At 69.4% G+C, this 16,044-nt stretch carries 17 protein-coding genes; 6 read left to right on the top strand and 11 right to left on the bottom strand.

Going from position 1 to position 16,044, the window contains the following annotated elements; translation table 11 throughout:
• Nucleotides 1-96: 96 nt before the first annotated feature.
• Together ACOZ4N_RS12580 and ACOZ4N_RS12585 are read right to left on the bottom strand one after the other, a co-directional pair.
• Nucleotides 97-2,526, bottom strand: a complete 2,430-nt coding sequence (locus tag ACOZ4N_RS12580; RefSeq protein WP_424016718.1) for a DUF2309 domain-containing protein — start codon at nt 2,524-2,526, stop codon at nt 97-99.
• Entirely contained in the window at nt 2,516-4,000 is a 1,485-nt protein-coding gene (locus tag ACOZ4N_RS12585) for a proton-conducting transporter membrane subunit (protein WP_424016719.1), read from the bottom strand. The genes ACOZ4N_RS12580 and ACOZ4N_RS12585 overlap by 11 nt, the downstream gene beginning before the upstream one ends.
• Before the next feature lie 414 nt (nt 4,001-4,414).
• On the opposite strand from ACOZ4N_RS12585, the gene ACOZ4N_RS12590 reads away from it, so the two are divergent.
• A complete protein-coding gene (locus ACOZ4N_RS12590) occupies nt 4,415-5,434 on the top strand; it encodes an amidohydrolase family protein (protein WP_424016720.1) in 1,020 nt (339 codons plus the stop codon).
• Here the strand turns inward: ACOZ4N_RS12590 and ACOZ4N_RS12595 are convergent.
• A complete protein-coding gene (locus ACOZ4N_RS12595) occupies nt 5,426-5,902 on the bottom strand; it encodes an Lrp/AsnC family transcriptional regulator (protein WP_424016721.1) in 477 nt (158 codons plus the stop codon). The genes ACOZ4N_RS12590 and ACOZ4N_RS12595 overlap by 9 nt on opposite strands.
• Nucleotides 5,903-6,048: 146 nt before the next feature.
• On the opposite strand from ACOZ4N_RS12595, the gene ACOZ4N_RS12600 reads away from it, so the two are divergent.
• Nucleotides 6,049-6,798: a hypothetical protein gene (locus ACOZ4N_RS12600; RefSeq protein ID WP_424016722.1), complete on the top strand. Its 750-nt coding sequence runs from the start codon at nt 6,049-6,051 to the stop codon at nt 6,796-6,798.
• Nucleotides 6,799-6,850: 52 nt separating this feature from the next.
• Here the strand turns inward: ACOZ4N_RS12600 and ACOZ4N_RS12605 are convergent, their stop codons facing one another.
• The 5 genes from ACOZ4N_RS12605 to ACOZ4N_RS12625 form a co-directional block, all read right to left on the bottom strand.
• Nucleotides 6,851-7,234, bottom strand: a complete 384-nt coding sequence (locus ACOZ4N_RS12605) for a winged helix-turn-helix transcriptional regulator (protein ID WP_424016723.1) — start codon at nt 7,232-7,234, stop codon at nt 6,851-6,853.
• A 141-nt stretch (nt 7,235-7,375) separates the two neighbouring features.
• Nucleotides 7,376-8,563, bottom strand: coding sequence for an MFS transporter (locus tag ACOZ4N_RS12610; protein ID WP_424016724.1), 1,188 nt, complete (start codon nt 8,561-8,563; stop codon nt 7,376-7,378).
• 6 nt (nt 8,564-8,569) lie between these two features.
• The gene (locus tag ACOZ4N_RS12615) at nt 8,570-8,986 is read right to left on the bottom strand and encodes a DoxX family protein (protein WP_424016725.1); all 417 of its coding nucleotides are present in this window, start codon (nt 8,984-8,986) and stop codon (nt 8,570-8,572) included.
• A gap of 267 nt (nt 8,987-9,253) precedes the next feature.
• Entirely contained in the window at nt 9,254-10,078 is an 825-nt protein-coding gene (locus ACOZ4N_RS12620; RefSeq protein WP_424016726.1) for a DsbA family oxidoreductase, read from the bottom strand.
• Between the two features lie 151 nt (nt 10,079-10,229).
• Nucleotides 10,230-10,532, bottom strand: coding sequence for an amphi-Trp domain-containing protein (locus tag ACOZ4N_RS12625; protein ID WP_424016727.1), 303 nt, complete (start codon nt 10,530-10,532; stop codon nt 10,230-10,232).
• Between the two features lie 292 nt (nt 10,533-10,824).
• Here ACOZ4N_RS12625 and ACOZ4N_RS12630 point away from each other — a divergent pair, with 292 nt between their 5' ends.
• Together ACOZ4N_RS12630 and msrA are read left to right on the top strand one after the other, a co-directional pair.
• Entirely contained in the window at nt 10,825-11,106 is a 282-nt protein-coding gene (locus tag ACOZ4N_RS12630; protein WP_424016728.1) for a hypothetical protein, read from the top strand.
• 71 nt (nt 11,107-11,177) lie between these two features.
• Nucleotides 11,178-11,717, top strand: a complete 540-nt coding sequence (msrA, locus tag ACOZ4N_RS12635; protein ID WP_424016729.1) for a peptide-methionine (S)-S-oxide reductase MsrA — start codon at nt 11,178-11,180, stop codon at nt 11,715-11,717.
• Here msrA and ACOZ4N_RS12640 read toward each other — a convergent pair.
• Complete coding sequence (locus tag ACOZ4N_RS12640) at nt 11,714-13,126, bottom strand: DUF7282 domain-containing protein (RefSeq protein WP_424016730.1); 1,413 nt, start codon at nt 13,124-13,126, stop codon at nt 11,714-11,716. The genes msrA and ACOZ4N_RS12640 overlap by 4 nt on opposite strands.
• A gap of 118 nt (nt 13,127-13,244) precedes the next feature.
• Nucleotides 13,245-14,096, bottom strand: a complete 852-nt coding sequence (locus tag ACOZ4N_RS12645; RefSeq protein ID WP_424016731.1) for a hypothetical protein — start codon at nt 14,094-14,096, stop codon at nt 13,245-13,247.
• A 140-nt stretch (nt 14,097-14,236) separates the two neighbouring features.
• Between ACOZ4N_RS12645 and ACOZ4N_RS12650 the strand changes: the two genes are divergently transcribed.
• Both ACOZ4N_RS12650 and ACOZ4N_RS12655 read left to right on the top strand, forming a co-directional pair.
• Nucleotides 14,237-14,848, top strand: a complete 612-nt coding sequence (locus ACOZ4N_RS12650) for a PH domain-containing protein (protein ID WP_424016732.1) — start codon at nt 14,237-14,239, stop codon at nt 14,846-14,848.
• On the top strand, nt 14,832-15,488 hold the full coding sequence (locus tag ACOZ4N_RS12655) for a PH domain-containing protein (RefSeq protein ID WP_424016733.1): 657 nt from the start codon (nt 14,832-14,834) through the stop codon (nt 15,486-15,488). Before ACOZ4N_RS12650 ends, ACOZ4N_RS12655 begins: the two co-directional genes overlap by 17 nt.
• Here the strand turns inward: ACOZ4N_RS12655 and ACOZ4N_RS12660 are convergent.
• A complete protein-coding gene (locus ACOZ4N_RS12660; RefSeq protein ID WP_424016734.1) occupies nt 15,485-15,949 on the bottom strand; it encodes a deoxyuridine 5'-triphosphate nucleotidohydrolase in 465 nt (154 codons plus the stop codon). The two genes, ACOZ4N_RS12655 and ACOZ4N_RS12660, sit on opposite strands and share 4 nt — an antisense overlap.
• Between the last annotated feature and the right edge of the window lie 95 nt (nt 15,950-16,044).

Below are 16,044 nucleotides of genomic sequence, written 5' to 3' on the forward strand. Positions count from 1 at the left end.
CAGTCCCGAGAGCGGCATAAACGTTGCAGACCGCAGGTCTCGTGGTGTCGGCGAACCGACTGGAGTCCCAGGGAAACGAGTGGATCCGAACGCCGATCAGTCGTCGGCGGTCGCTTCGGCGGTCGCCTCGTCGGTCGGGGTCGGCGTCACCGTCGTCGCGGTCTCGTGGTCGGTCCAGCTGAGTTCGCCGTCGTAGTGGAACGCGCGGTGGTCCTGTTCGGGATCGACGACGGTCAGGGAGAGCCAGCCGTTGTCCAGCAGTTCGGTGACGGCCTCGTTGTCGGCGAGGATGTCGGTGACGCGCTCGACCGGGGCGTGGATCACGGTCGAGAGGCGGAGCGGCTGGTGGTAGGGTTCGTCGTCGGCGGCCATGAGCGACTGGAGCGGGAGGCCGGTCATCAGGTCGCCACCGTTGCCCTGGTAGACGCCGACGTTGCCGACGGGATTGTGGGTGACCTTCGAGCCGCTGCCGTAGACGCCGTTGTCGACGGTGGCGAAGTAGTACTGGGTGTTGATCCACTGCGTGACGACCATGGGGCCGGTCACGATGGCTTCGAGCGCGTCGCCGTCGTCGTCGGTCGACCAGTCGTAGGAGTGGAGGAACGACCGACCGTCCAGATCCAGGTTCTCGGTGAGGTCGCGCGGGCCGACGACGAAGCCGGCGTTGCCGGCCAGCCCCCACTCGGGGCGGGTCTCGGCCCAGTCGGCGGCGCGGCGCTCGGTCTCGCGGACGCCAGCGTTCTCGCCTGCACCCATGTCGTCGGCGCGTTCGGCGGCCGCGCCGGCGCGAGCGGTCTCCAGGTCGGCGTGGAGTTGTTCGAGGTCGTCGGCGTGGCTCTCGGGGACCGCACCGTCGTACAGTTCGACTTCGTCGGTCGTCGTGTTGTGTTCGCCGGCGACGAAGACGGTGTCCTCGGGGATGTCGTGGCCGCGCTCGCGGAGTTCGGCCCTGACTTCCTCGTCGTTGCAGATGGTCGCGAGGACGCGGGCGTTCGGACCGCCGGGGTTGCCGGCGCAGGCCCCGCAGTCCAGACTCGAATCGAACGGGTTGTTCGCGGTCTGGCTGGCGTGACCGGCGAAGACGACGAGGCGGGCGAACTGCTCCCAGCCCATCAGGTCGAAGGCCGTCTCGGCGTACTCGACCTGCTCGTCGAGCGTGAGGCCTTCCCGAATCTCGGTCACGGCGTCGGGGTTGTAGTCGACGGAGGGCTCACAGAACTCGTGGGCGTCGGGGACGCGCTCGTCGGTGGCTTCGTGGGCGTCGTAGACGCGGCCGGGCAGGAGCGTCCGGGCGGCCAGGGCCAGCCCGTAGCCACTGCCCGCGCTCTCGACGTAGCTGAACGCGGTCGCGGCGTTGGATTTGAGCGACTTCACCAGTTTGCCGCCCGCCTCGCTCGCGCTCGACCAGCGGTCGTAGGTCGCCTGGTCGCCGGCGTCGGCGGTCGGGCGGTCGGTGATGCGGTGCTGGGCGTCGAGGATGGGCGGGCACGCGTCGACGCTCACGTCGGCGTCGTACCCTTCGTACCGCATGGGGATGCCGAAGAAGCCGGCGTAGCCGTGGGTCTCGTAGTCGCCCGCGGCCTCGATGTGGCGGCGGATTATCTCCGAGCGCGTGTCGATACAGAACACGAACTGGGCGTCGGGGCGGCCGTCGGCGTCGGTCTCGGCGGCCGCGGCACTGCGGTCGGCCACGGCGTCGACCAGTTCCGAGCGGTAGCTGGCCTCCCACGCCGAGAGCCAGACTTCTTCCAGCGGGACCGCCTCCTCGGTCACCTCGGCGTCGGTCGACGGCTCGGCGGGCAGAACCTGCGCGTCGAACAGGTCGGTCAGCGTGAGACGCACGGCGAGGTAGCCGGCCAGTGTGATCGGGTACGTCGACTGCCAGGCGTCGTCGTCCGCGGCGCGTTGCTTGACGAACCCGGTCCAGCCCGGGAGCGCGGTGAGGTGGTGCTCGAAGATCGCCGGCCACTCGTCTCTCGGGTGGTCGGCGAGGACGCGCTCGATGGCGTCGGCGGGGGTCTCGGGCCACGCGTCGGCGGACCCGTCGGGGATGTCGCCGTCGTGGGGGACGACCGACCGGACGGCGGCGTAGAAGCCCTGCTCGCGGTCGGGCATCGACCAGGTGGCCGTCCCCTGGTCCAGGAAGGCCGCGAGCCACTTCGTCAGGACGGCGTCGACGCGATCCGCGGGCGTCTCGGCCGTGTCCACGTCCGGTGTCGAGTCGGCGGTCGCTTCCATCCGGTCGAGTGTCGCCTCGGGGTCGGCGTCGTAGCCGTGTTCGTCGAGTTGCTCGGCCAGCACGTCGGGATCGATCCGGCCCGTCTCCCACGCCCGGCGGAACACGTCGGGACTCGGGTAGCCGTCGCCGCCGAGCAGGTCCTCGGCCCGGTCGACGGCCTCGTGGAACGGCTGGTCCTCGAATCCGGCGAGGGGGTTGGCCGTCACGAACGAGTGGAGCGGCCAGACCGAGCCGACGCTGTCTGCTGCCTGTTCGACGCTCTCGGTGATCGCTGAGTCAGTATTCATTGTAGTCCTCCGTGGAGGTCAGCAGGGTTCCGGGCGACGGCTGTGAGGCGTTGACCAGCGCCACGTAGAGGCGACGGCTCCGCTGATAGAGCCCCGTCTCGATGGCGACGTACGCCGCGAGGAAGGCGACCGCGACGAGGCCGTGGACCAGCGTCAGGTCGGCCGGTGCCGTCACGAGCGGGACGCCGGACAGGACCGCGGTGACCGCGGTGTAGACGCCGGCGTAGACGGCGATGGCGGGCAGGAAGACCAGCGGGACGACACCGTAGCGGACCGCGGCCGGAACGTCGGTGTTGTTGACCACGGTCCAGGTCGCGTGCAGCGTCGTCAGCGTGATCAGGCCCGTCAGCAAGAGTCCGCTGTCGAGGTGGGTACCCTTGCCCGTGAGGAGGGCGAACAGGACACCGCCGGCGACGGCCGTGAGGAGCGTCACGGCACCGCCGACGAGGGTCGCCGTCCCGGTCGTCGATTTCTCCGGGCTGGTGTGTTCGACCTGTTCGCCGGCCGAGAGGAACAGGTAGGCCTTGTAGAACCCGTGGAGGATCAGGTGGGCGATGGCGGCCCCGAAGAAGCCGAGGCCGGCCTGGGCGATCATGAAGCCCATCTGCCCGGTGGTCGAACAGCCGAGTTTGCGCTTCACGTCGGTCTGGACGGCCTTCAGGAGTTTCCCCAGCAGTGCGCTGGCCGCGCCGACGACCGTGACCAGGAGCATGAACGTCGCGTCGACGGTGACGACGGGGGCGAAACGGAGCAGGAGGATGCCGCCCGCGTTGACGAAGCCGGCGTGCATCAGCGCCGAGGCCGGCGTCGGCGCAGTCATCGAGGAGAGCAACCAGGTGTGGAAGGGGACGAGTGCGGACTGGACCATCGCGGCCAGCAGGAGCAGGCCCGCGGCCACGAGCAGGATCGACTTCGGAACCGACCCGACGGCCGACAGGATGCCCGAGACCGTCGTCGCGCCCGTCGCCCAGGAGAGCGTCGCGAGGGCGGCGCCCAGCAACAGGCTACTGGCGACGAAGTACCGGCGGGCGAGCGCCGCGGCGGCCTGGGCCTGTGGCCAGCCGCGGACGGTCCCGATCAGGTCGGCCATCACCAGCCCCATCGCCAGCCAGGCGACCCCGAACAGGGCGACGTGGTCGGCGGCGACCAGCACCATCACGGAAAGCGTGAACGCGAACAGGCGCGTGAAAAAGCGCGTGATGTGTTCGCTCCCGGCCATGTAGCGCCGCGAGTAACTGTGGACGATACCACTGAAGAAGGTGACCACGACCCACAGCAGGACGGTCAACCCGTCGACGGCCACCAGTCCGGGAATCTCCCAGCTCCCGCCGGTCAGCTGTCGCGCGACGAGCGCACCCAGACTCGCGACGAACAGTGCCCACACGAATCGCGTGAACACCGCCGGCGTACGCGGCGTCGACGTCGACGTATTCGGGAGCTGTCCCACCGTTTTCGGCCCGCTCTGTCCTGTCATCGTTTGCTCTGTGAGCGGCGGTACACCAGCCCACCGGGACCACCGCGACCCCGGCGAACTGATGTCGCCGCGTTCACCCATAGTACGAACGAACTGTGTATTAAATCCTTCTATACGATCAAATTGTTCTCTCAAAGCCGCATTATAGAACATTATGATCTAAATGATGGTACGCCATCACACGGCACAGCGATCCCTCCGGAGGAACGTTCAGCGACCGTTCGCCGGTGTTAGGGGCGGAATACGGCGGCATCCGGTCTCGCCCGGCTGGCTGTCGCGGGCGGGATCCGTCGCCGTCGTGGCGCCGCTGGCAGAGAGTCGCGGACGAATCGGTCGTGAAATCGGGTTTCGTTACCGGCCCGTTCGTCACTCCCAGTTAGAAAGCGATATTGTGCAGCCAGACGAGCGTTGCGTATGCAACAGTTCGAGGGGACGGTCGTAGCCGGATCGTCGTTCGAGCCCGTCGAGGGCCGCGTCGTCGTCGAGGACGGCCGGATAACGGCCGTCGAGCGGGCCAGCGTGGACGCGTCGGACATCGTCGTGCCGGCGTTCGTCAACGCACACACCCACCTCGGGGATTCGGTGGCCAAGGAGGCGGCCGTCGACCTCGGACTCGAAGCGGCCGTCGCACCGCCGGACAGCCTGAAACACCGGCGGCTGGCGGCCGCCGACCGGGACACCCTCGTCACCGAGATGCGCCGCACGCTCCAGTTCATGGAACAGACCGGGACGGCGGCGTGTCTCGACTTCCGCGAGTCCGGACCGGCGGGCGCTCGGGCGCTCCGGGCGGCCGCGGACGGGACCTCGGTTACGCCGTTCGTCTTCGGGAGCGGGCCGACGAGCGTCCTCGACGTGGCGGACGGGTACGGCGCGAGCGGTGCGAACGACGACGACTTCGAGACCGAGCGGGCGGCCGCCCGCGACGCGGGGGTTCCGTTCGCCATCCACGCCGGCGAGCCGGACGCGACCGACATCCACCCCGCGCTCGATCTCGACCCCGACCTGCTCGTCCACATGGTCCACGCGGAGGCGGACCACCTCGAACGGGTCGCCGACCAGGACGTGCCGGTCGCCGTGTGCCCGCGTGCGAACCAGGTACTGGGCGTCGGTCGCCCGCCGATCCGCGACCTGCTGGACCACACGACGGTCGCGCTCGGGACGGACAACGTGATGCTCAATCCGCCCTCGATGTTCCGCGAGATGGCCGTCACCGCGAAGGCATTCGACGTGACCGCCCGGGAGGTCCTCCGGATGGCGACGGCGGCCGGTGCCGAGGCCGTCGGGCTGAACTGCGGCGTCGTCGAACCGGGCCGGGACGCGGCCCTGCTGGTACTCGACGGCGAGTCGGACAACCTGGCCGCCACCGCGGACCCGATCCGGGCCGTGGTCCGCCGTGCGACGCCGCTCGACGTGAAACGCGTGGTCCTACGATGACTCCGCGTCGGGTTCGAACCCGCCGAATGGCGTCGTCTCGTGGCTCCGCACGAGAACCTCGTCGGCGACGGTCAGCCCCATCTCCAGCAGTTCCTGTGCGACCGGCGTGATGTCGTCGTCGGACTCACCCACGACGGTCACGAGCAGGTTCTGTTCGCCGGTGACCAGTTCCTGGACCGACACGACGCCGTCGATGGCGAGGATCTCCGGGATCTGCTCCCCACGCTCGGGGATCGAGGCGGTACAGAACAGCAACATCCGGAGCGGATACCCCGACTTCGCGTAGTCCACGTCGGCGCTGTACCCCTTGACGATCCCCTCGGACTCCAGTCGCTGGATGCGCTTGCGAACCGTGCTGTCCGAGGTCCCCGTTCGCTCCGCGATGTCCCCCGAGGACATGTTCCGTGCGTCCTCCTGGAGCGCCCGGAGGATCGCCCTGTCCACGTCGTCGATCTCCTCGTCGGCCATGGGGGGATTTCAGTCGTCTCCGCCAAAGGAATGTCGGCTGTACGGGGCCGGACGGGTCGATTCGGGCCGCGGTCCCGACGCCCGAACTCGCCCGAACGCACAAGTCGCGGCGACTGGTAGTGTCGCCAGACCGTCCGACGAGACCGATGGATTCCGAACTGGACTTCGAGGAGGTGTTCGAGCTCGAACGGGAGTTGCGGGCCGTCGAGCGCGAGCTCCACGACCAGCGGACGGCGCTCCGGACGGAGTTGACGGCGGCGTTCAGGCGAGCCAACGCCGACACGCTCCACGACGCCGACCAGCGAGACTATCCGCTCAGCAGGCCGGAGAAGCGCGCGGTCAGGCGAGAGACGGCGGGGCCGGTCAGGCTCCTCCCGGAGTGGGAGGACGCCTACCGCGAACTGGCCGACGACCAGCGGACCGCACGGGAGCGCCTGACTGCCTTCCATCGCGACGTGTTCAGCACGCTCGCCGAGGACGCACCGTACACCGTGACCGCGGAGCCCGGGGGGACGAGCCTCGACCAGCCGTACCTCGACGTGCGCGCACGGGACGGCGACAGCGTGGTCGTGCTGGCGGTCGACAACCCCGTGACGGAGGGGTACGCCTACCGGACGACCGACGAGTACACCGAACAGGACGTGGAGAACGCGATCCGGCTCTCGGAGAGTCTGCCGGACATCGACATCGAGCGGTTCGGCTTCGTGACCCACGACACCGCGCTGGTCGGCGACATCGACGCCGACACGACCGACCCGGAGCGCATCCGCGCCCACGTCCGCGTCGAGATCCTCGAGGGGCTCGACGCCGTCGACTACGAGTACGTCGAGACCGACGGCAGCCCGATCCTTGCCTTTCTGGAGACCGTCGACGAGCGAGGGCTGGGCGGGAGCTGAACCCGCCGACCGCGACCGTCGGCGATACGAGGCCCGGGCGACCGGCCAGCAGTCACGGTCCCCGACGTTGTCGGTCGAAGCCGTTCGGCACGTCTTCGCCCCACCGCTGCGCCCACGCACCCAGTTCCGCCAGCACGGCCGAGAGTTCCGTTCCTTTCTCCGTGAGACTGTAGTAGACCGCGACCGGCGCGTCCGCCTCCATCCGCCGGTCGACGATGTCCGCCGCGGCGAGCGCGTCGAGCGCGTCCGACAGCGTCTTCGAGCGAGCGTCCGTCGCGCGTTTGAGTTCGTTGAACCGCTGTTCGCCGTCCTGGAGCGCGTACACGACGTTCAGCCGCCAGGGCGTGCCGACCTGGTCGATGGCCTCCACGACGGGGCAGGCCGACGCGTTGTGCGTCTCGATCTCCTCCTGCCGGGCCTCGGTTTCGGCGGTCACGACCCGTCGACCTCCGTTCCGTGTCGCCCCTCGACCGCGATTCCGTCTCCGTTTGCAGTCACGTTCATGACGCAGCGAAACACACGGACAGCACCCAGTTAAGCGCTCGGTGAAGGCAGTTTCAGTAAGGAATCGTATATTTCACGCGTCGGGAGCGACCACTGCCAGCGCCGCCATGCAGACGGTCGCGCCGCCGCTGGCGACGAGGATCGTGGTCCGGTAGCCCACCGCGGCGCCGAGGAGGGTGAACACCACCGGGCCGGCGGCCTGGCTCGCTCCGATGGTCGTCGTCTGGAGGCTCATCACGCCCGCGCGGACGTGATCCGGAGCCAGCGAGCTGATGCCGGCGAACAGCGTCGGGGTGACCAGCCCGCTCCCGGCGCCGAACACGAGCAGGGCCCCGATCAGCAGGGGTGGCTCGCCGGCGAGGGCGGCACCGAGGAAACCGACCGCGTACAGGGCGAACCCGACGACGAGGAGCGTCGACGTGGCGTACCGAGCGGCCAGTCGCCCGTTCTGCGTCGAGACGAGGGCGGTCACCAGGAGGACGGCGCTCGTGACCAGGCCGACGGTCGTCGGCGCGAACCCGAACGCGCCCGCGAGGTAGAACGGCAGTGCGGTGTAGATCCCGCCGAACAGGAGCGCGAAGGACAGGAACATGACGCCGTACAGCGCGAGCGCCCGCCGGGTCGGAACGGCACGGAGCGCTTCGCGGACGTAGCCGCCCCCGCGTCCCTCGCGGGCGGTGTCCCCGTCGTCGAACGCGACCAGTACGAGCCCCGCGACCGGGAGAGTCGACGCGTACAGGAGAAACGGCGCGTTCCAGGCGTGTTCGGCGAGGTAGCCGCCGACGACGGGGTAGGCGGCCGTCCCCAGCGAGAGCATCGCCGACGTGACGCCCATCACGGCGTCGTGTTGGCGGCCGGCGTAGCGGTCGCCGACGACGGTCATCGCCAGCGCGGAGAGGATGCTCCCGGCGGCGAACCCCTGCACGACGCGCAGCGCCAGTGCGGTCCGGAAGGCCGTGGTGAGGCCAATCGCGGTGCCGGCGAGGCCGAAGACGGTCAGACAGCCAGCGAGGACGTATCGGCGGCCGAGTCGGTCGGCGAGCGCACCGATGACCGGTGCCAGCAGGATGCCCGGGAGCGCGTAGGCCGTGACGAACAGGCCGGCCCGGGAGGCCGAGACGCCGAAGACCGACTGGACCTCGGTGAGCGCCGGACTGATCAGCGGCACGTCCATCGGCGTCATCAGGGTGGCCGCGAGGATGGCGACCAGCGCCGGCGACCGCCACGGGACGCCGACCTCGCTCGTCTCGGTCGTCCCCATCGGTCGTCAGAGCCCGAGACCGACCGCGTACGGCCACGTCGTCGTCGACAGCGCCAGGAAGACCAGCGCCCCGCCGAGCAGGCCGACGTTCTTCAGGAAGTGGATCCGCTCGTTCTGCCGATCCTGCCCGTCCATCGTCCAGAAGTCGTGCATGACGACGGTGATCGGCGTGAGAAACGCCAGGACGACGAGCGCCCCGACCGCGGGGTAGACGCCGACGAGGACCGCGAGCGCACCGACCACCAGTCCGAGACTCCCCAGCGGGACCGTGACGCCGGCCAGCGGCGCTCCCTTGCTCCGTGCGTACCCGACCGACGCTTCCAGATCGAGCAGATTCCCGAGCGCGAGGTAGCCGACGACGAGCGCGAACAGCGCCCGTCCGGCCAGGAACGCCGCGCCAGCGAGCGTCGAGAAAAACGCCATCAGTCCGCACCTCCGGCCGAACCGGCCGCGGCGTCGGTACTGGTCGTCCGATTCGATGCGAGCGTCGCGCGTCGACAGTCGTTCGGTGACATCGTCACACCCGAAGCGACGGATGGGTCCCAAAAATGTTTCAGGCAAGTTATACGAAAGCAGGTTTCCCGCGCTACAGCGGCGGCCGAGTGGGCGATACTCGGGGGCGTGCCGACAGGATAGCGGGTGAGACCGTGGCGGGGGCACCGAGTTCCGGAACCGCCGTCAGTCCTCGGTCTACCGGTGCCAGAAGAAGCCGTTCCCGCGGCGTTCGCGGCGGAGGACACCCTCGTCGACCAGCGACTGGAGGGACTGTCTGGCCTCGCCGTGGGTGATCTCGTAGACCTCCGCGACCTCCTGTGTCGCGACGGGGCCGTACTCCGCGACGAACCGGCGGACCGGCGGCGGGGACGACTGCTGGAGTGTGGGCGCGACGGCCTGGAGTTCGGTCGCCAACTCGTCGAAGGACTGGAACCCCTCGACGCGACGCCGGCCGTCGGGTCCCTCGATGTGGTAGGTCGGGAACGAGCGGACGCCGGCCTCGCGGGTCCGTGCCAGGTCGGCCTCGAACCCCTCGCGGGCGGTGCCGTCGTCCAGCGCCGTGGTGAACGCGTCGAGGTCGAGACCGACGGTCTCGGCGATCCGGCGCTGTTCGTCCCGGCGGTTGACGTTTCTGACCTCCGTGGCGTACGCCGCCCGGAGCCGGCGGAGGTAGCGATGCGCCAGGTTCCGATCCTGCTGGCGGGCGGCCACGTAGGCGACGCTGGCGGGGTACGTCGACCGCGCCGGGTCCGTCTCGAAGATAGCCGTATCGACCGGCATCCCGTGGTGGTCGGAGGCCTCGACCCAGTGTGGCCCGACCTCGCCGGGCTCGCCGATGTCGTTGGCCGCATCGTAGAACGTCTCGAAGTCCTCGATCAGCCCACCCATGACGAACCGGAGTCGGAACTGGTCCCCGTAGGCCGTCTGCAGGTGTCTGAGGAACGGTTCCGACCCCCAGCACCACGTACACATCGGGTCCGTGAACTGTGTCACCGTCGGTTTTGCCGTGTTGGCCGTCATACGGTTCCGACGAGACGGCCGACGGCAATATCTTTCAGGAAAGTTATACTAAATCAGCTGTCGGACGCCGTATCGGGTTACAGTCGGTTATCGGGTTACGCCGAAGAAGCCGACGGTGCCGGGGTGGTGACGGGCGGAGAGCAACGGCGCCTCACTCCACGTCTGGCGCGCGCTCGTCGGGGCGGCCCGGCAGTTCCAGTTCGATCTCCAGTTCGGGGTCGTCGACGCCCTCGAAGTCGACTTCCAGTCCGACGGGTTCGCCGAACGCGAAGGGGAGTTCCCACTCGTCGGTCGCGATGGTCAACTCGTCGCCCTCGCGGAGCTGTTCGCCGAGGTCGATCAGGAACCGACCCGCCTCGTCCGCGTCGAGACGGTACTCCTGCTCGAAGTCGCGACCGGTCCTGATGAGCGTGCGCTCGTCGTCGGAATCGGATGTGGGATCGTCTTCTGACATCGTGTGTCGACCGTACCACACCGACGGATACGTGGCTTGTGGTCTGTCCGTGTCGGACCCCGACAGCGGAGGGGGGCAACCGATTCCAGAGGAGAATCGACCCCTCGTCACGGGGACCGTGCAGGCACGCGTCGCGCAGGCAGCGGACGGCGGGGTCCCGTGACGGGTATTCGTTCAACTCGGAGACACTAATGACCACTCCTGTCGAAACGAGGTCCTTTATACCGGGACGGTCCGGCCACGGTCAGCCAGCGGGGGAAGCGACTTGGCGGTGGATGAGCAAGCTGGAAGTATGCTCGGGGCTCTGCGAGCGGTCCTCGAACGGATCGGCCTCGGTCGCGAGCGGTCGGCGGGCGACGACGGGACGGAGTCGGACGACGCGGGACGGGGCGACGACACCGGTTCCGTCTGGGACTTCATCCCCGGTCGCCAGTACAGCGGCCGACACGCCGAGTCCGGTGGGATCGCCCGCGGCGAGCAGGAACGAGCGCTCCGGGACATCGAGCGGAAAGCCGAGATCATCGAGGGCGAGGGCGACCACGGAGACCCAGCTGTCGACCGGGAGGAGCCCTGACGGCGGGACGGGAGTCGACGCCGGGACGAGTGGGCGAGGAACTTACGGCGCTGGGACCCCTATCCCGGGTGATGAGCGAGAGCGACCGGGCGACCCTGGCGGGCGGGTGTTTCTGGTGTATCGAGGCGGCGTTCAAGCAACTCGACGGCGTCGAGTCGGCCGTCTCGGGCTACTGTGGCGGCCACGTCGACGACCCGACCTACGAGGCGGTCTGTCGCGGCGAGACCGGCCACGCCGAGGCGGTACAGGTGACCTACGACCCCGACGTGCTGGCCTACGAGGACCTGCTGGAGGTGTTTTTCAGTATCCACAACCCGACGACGAAGGACCGTGAAGGGCCGGACGTGGGCACCCAGTACCGGTCGGCCGTCTACTACCACGACGACGGCCAGCGCGAGACCGTCGAGCGGTTCGTCGACGAACTCGAAGCCGAGGGCGTCTACGACGACCCCATCGTGACCGAGATCGAACCCTTAGAGCGGTTCTGGGAGGCCGAGGCGTACCACCAGGACTACTTCGAGAAGAATCCGAACAAGCCCTACTGCGCGGCCAACGTCCGGCCCAAGGTCCAGAAGGTCCGCGAGAAGTTCGCCGGCCACACCGCCGACTAGTCGCGACGGGCGAGCGCCGCGAGGCTGAGCAGGAGGGCCGCGAGCGCGACGCCCGGGCCGAACCCGTCGCCGCTGGCGTCGGTGATCCGGTACTGTGACGGCGTGCCGGCCGTGGTCGGTGACGAGGGAGCCGCCGTCGCCGTGTCGGTCGACGGCGGTGTCGTCGGTTCGGTGGTCGGCGCGTCGGTTCGGGTGCCGGGTGTGGCCGGTGTCGATTCCTCGAGATCGACGACCGTCGAGACCGGCTCGCCGTTCCGTCGGAAGGGGCGGTCGATGCCGCCGCCCTCGAAAAGGCGGTCACCGTCCACGTCGACGTAGGCGGTCACGACCACCGAATCGGCCGTCACCGGTCGCCGGTACTGGACCGTCAGCGAGTCGTACTCGCCGGCCGCGACGTACCGGTTGGCGACGAGCGGGCCGTCCGGCCCGTTCCTGACCACGAGGAAGCCACCGCTGGACAGCGAGACGTTCCGGAACCGGAGCCGGTTTCGGGGGGCGTCCGTCGGGACCGGGGTGAACGAGGCGGTCAGCTCGGCGAGCCGGCCCCGTGTCTGCCGGAGGCGTTGCCCGTCGAGGCTGGCCGTGACGGCGAGGGGGATGCCGGCGGGCGCGTCGGCCAGGTCCAGCGTCAGGTTGGCGAACGACTGCTGGCGGCCGGTGACGGTCGTCGTCCGCTCGACCGAGAAGGGGCGTCCCACGCCGTCGAGCGAGACGGTGAGCGTCGTCCCGGGTGCCAGCAGTGTCTGCCCGACCAGCCGCTGGGCGGGTAACGGGTACAGCACAACGCCGTCGTCCGGCGGCGTCGAGAAGGTCACCGCGGCAGGGAAGATCCCCAGCGAGGACGCGGCGGACACCCCGTCGTGCGTGAACTCGAACTCGAACACCTTGACGGGGGCGACGGCCGTCCCAGGGCCCTCGTCGGCGAGGCCGTTGCCGTTCGTGTCGTCGGTCGCGCGCAACCGGCCGGTGTCGTAGACCAGATCGAACGTGTCCTCGTCGACGCGACGCACCACGAGCTGCTCGGCGGTCAGGTCGATGGCTCGCGGCGGGTCGTCACCGGACGTGATCTCGACGGCGGTGAGTGTCGCGTCCGGGCTCGACAGCAACGCCCGGAAACGCTCGGTCGTGGTGTTGCCGGGCTGGTCGGCCACCGACGCTCCCAGACCGGGCGTCGACACGCGCACGACGAGTACGTCCGAGAGCGCCACGCGCTGTCGTTTCGTGAGGACGCCCGTGGCCGTCCCGGCCCGGAGCGCTTCGAGCGTGTCGCCCGGCGCGACGAACGTGGTCACGTTGCCGTCACCGGTCTGTGTCGCGTCGGCGGTCGAGGACGCGTTCGCGACGCCAGCGCCCGCGACGAGCGCGAGGAGAGCCAACACCGTCGTCACGGCCGTCCGACGTGGGCGCATCTACCACGCCCGTTCCACGAGCGGGCATATCAGCTTGGTGGACGGGTCGAGGACCGATGACGCGAGATCTCCCTCCAGGGCCTCGCGCAACCGGCTGTCGAACAGCTCGCCAGCACCGTCACTCCCCGGGTCGCCACCGGACGTAGGCGTGGTCGGCGGTCAGTCGATAACTCCCCGGTTCCGGCCGCGGCGAGGGCGTGGGCTGGTCGATGAACTCCGGATAGCCGCCGTAGGTCACCAGGGCGAGTGTCTCCTCGGCGCTGGGCGGCTGGCGGTCGGCCGTCACCGAGAGCCCGGTCGACGGGTCGTCGCCGGCCCGCCAGCGGGTCGCCTCGTACGTCCCCGTCCCGTCGTGCGTCAGTTCGTAGTTGTACCAGCGGCCCTCGTCGAGGACCGATTCCCGGGTCTCGGCCTCCCGGTTCCCGCGCTCGGCGTCGAAAAAGAGGAGTTCGACGCGCGGATTCAACAGGAGTTCCACGTTCGACTCGTAGAGCCCGATGGCGACGTGGCCGTCGTCGGCGTACTCGCCGCCCGGAACGTCGGCGGCGTAGAACTGCCCGTCGAGCGTCCACGCGCCGTCCCAGCCGGTGATCCGGCGAGCGAGCGTCGCGCTGGCCCGGTTCCCGCTCTCGTTCAACTCCTCGTCGGTCGCGTCGCTGATCCGCAGGGCCTTCCCGCCGCCGTCGGGTCCCTCGCGGTCGATGACGGCCACCTCGCCGATCCCCTCCTCGTAGTCGGCCTGCCATCTGGGGTCGCTGTCGTAGTTCCCGTCCTCGAACGTCTCGTGGAGCGGCCCGGACATGGGGCCGGTGGGTCCGGTCGTGGTCGTCGCCGCGGGTGCGTCGTCGGTGCCGTCGTCGGTCGGCGTCCCCGAACCGGAATCACTCGTACAGCCCGCCAGCAGGAGCCCGCTTCCGGCGAGCCCCGCTCGCAGGAGTGCGCGCCGGTCGAGTCGAACTCGGTCGTCCATATCCGCCGAACGGGGAACCGATGTGTAAAATCACCGGACGTGTCGGTAGGTGTAGAGCTCTCAGGTCACCGGTGGCCGCCGGCGACCACCGCGCCCCGACGACAGCACCGATTATGTAGGTCCCCCAACAACCGGGTCGTATGGCGACCGACACGCCCGAGCCCTCCGACGCTGCGGCGAGCGAGTTCGACTGGCTCACGCTCGACGACGACGAGCAGGTACAGTGGTCCGGAAAGCCCCACGTCTACAGCATCGTCCCCGCGTTGATCGTGGGGCTCCCGCTCTCGCTCTTTTTGATCGGGATTCCCATCGTCGTCGGCGCGTACCTGAACCGCGAGAACACGGTGTACCTGCTGACGAACGACGCGCTCTACCGCAAGAGCGGCATCCTGTCGCGGGACGTGCAGAAGATCGAGTTCGAGAAGGTCCAGAACATCTCCTACTCGCAGGGGGCGCTGGGGAACTACTTCGGCTACGGGACCGTCGACATCTCCACGGCCGGGGGCACCGGCGTCGAGATGCAGTTCCGGGCCGTCCCCGACCCGAAGGCGGTCCAGCAACGCATCAACGAACAGAGCCGCCGGTCGCGGGGGAAGGGCGGTGGCGGGGACGGCGACGACGCGAGCGAGGACCCCGGGCAGATACTCGACGACATCCGCACCGAGTTGCGCGCGATCCGGAGCGCCGTCGAGGCCGACGGTCGCGACGTGGCCAGCGGCGAGTCGGAGGGCGAGGATGGCGAGCGAAGCTGACGGTGCGCCCGGTGCGGAGGGGCCGCCGCCGGCGTGGCTCCCGCTGACGGGCGAGGAGACCGTCGAATGGCAGGGCGGGCCGCGCATCCAGACGATCATTCCGTCCCTCGTCGTCGGGCTGGCGTTCGTCCTGATCGGTGCGGGCTTGCTGTGGTACACCGCGACCGAAGCGGGCAGCGTCGTGCTGGCGGCGCTTGGCGTGCTGACCGTGCTGAGCGGCGTCCTGACCCCGATCTGGTCGCTCCTCAGGATCAGGAACACGGAATACGTCGTGACCGACCGGCACCTCTACCGGAAATCGGGGGTCCTCGGGCGGCGGGTCACGACCGTCGGGCACGAGACGGTCCAGAACGTCTCCTACGCCCAGGGAATCACCGGGACGCTGTTCGACCACGGGACGGTAGCCTTCGACACCGCGGGCGGCAGCGGGACGGAACTGGCCTTCAGCAACGTGGACGACCCGAGCGCCGTCCAGCAGTTGGTCGAGCAACGGCGCGCCCGGTACGGCGGCGGGGACGGCTTCGGCGGCGGGATCGGAGCCAGCGGCGGCGGGTCACTGCCCGGCACGACCGAGCAGTGGGTCGCCGTCCGCGAGGAAGTGGTCGCGCTCCGGCGCGCGGTCGAGCGCCGCCGGGGCTAGAGGTTCTCGCGCTGGTACGAGCCGTCGTAGGTCCCCTCGTGGTCGGCCGCCGCCAGGGTCAACTGGGCGATGCGAGCCCCCTGCTGGAGGTCGATCTCGTGGTGGACCTCCAGCAGGCCCTCGCCGCGGCCCTCGTAGCCGGCGTCCCAGACCGCCGTGTCGAGCATACAGGAGTTGCGTAGCAGTGAGGATCGGGGGTAGAGGAAGCCGACGTGTTCCTCGGGGATCGCGATGCGCTCGGCGTACCGGACGACGTACCCGCCGGGTTCGAGGTGGTAGAACCCGTCGTCGTCCGGTTCCAGTTCCCGGCGGTCGCCGATGGTCTTGCCGCCGCGTTCGATCCGTCCGACGCTCTCTTGCTCGAAGACGGCCCCGAGCGTGAGGTCGACGCCGTTGGGCTGGACCTGTGACTCCCGGAGGTCGCCGAGATGATCGGCCAGGAACGCGCCGCTTCTGAACATGGGCGAGTACCCGACCAGCGCGCCCAAATCTCTGCCGGTCTCGGTGCGCGGGAGGGCTGACAGGGGTGCCAGACGACTTCGAAATTGGGAGAGAG

This window comes from Halorientalis pallida, from assembly GCF_049605515.1.
Taxonomy (GTDB): domain Archaea; phylum Halobacteriota; class Halobacteria; order Halobacteriales; family Haloarculaceae; genus Halorientalis; species Halorientalis pallida_A.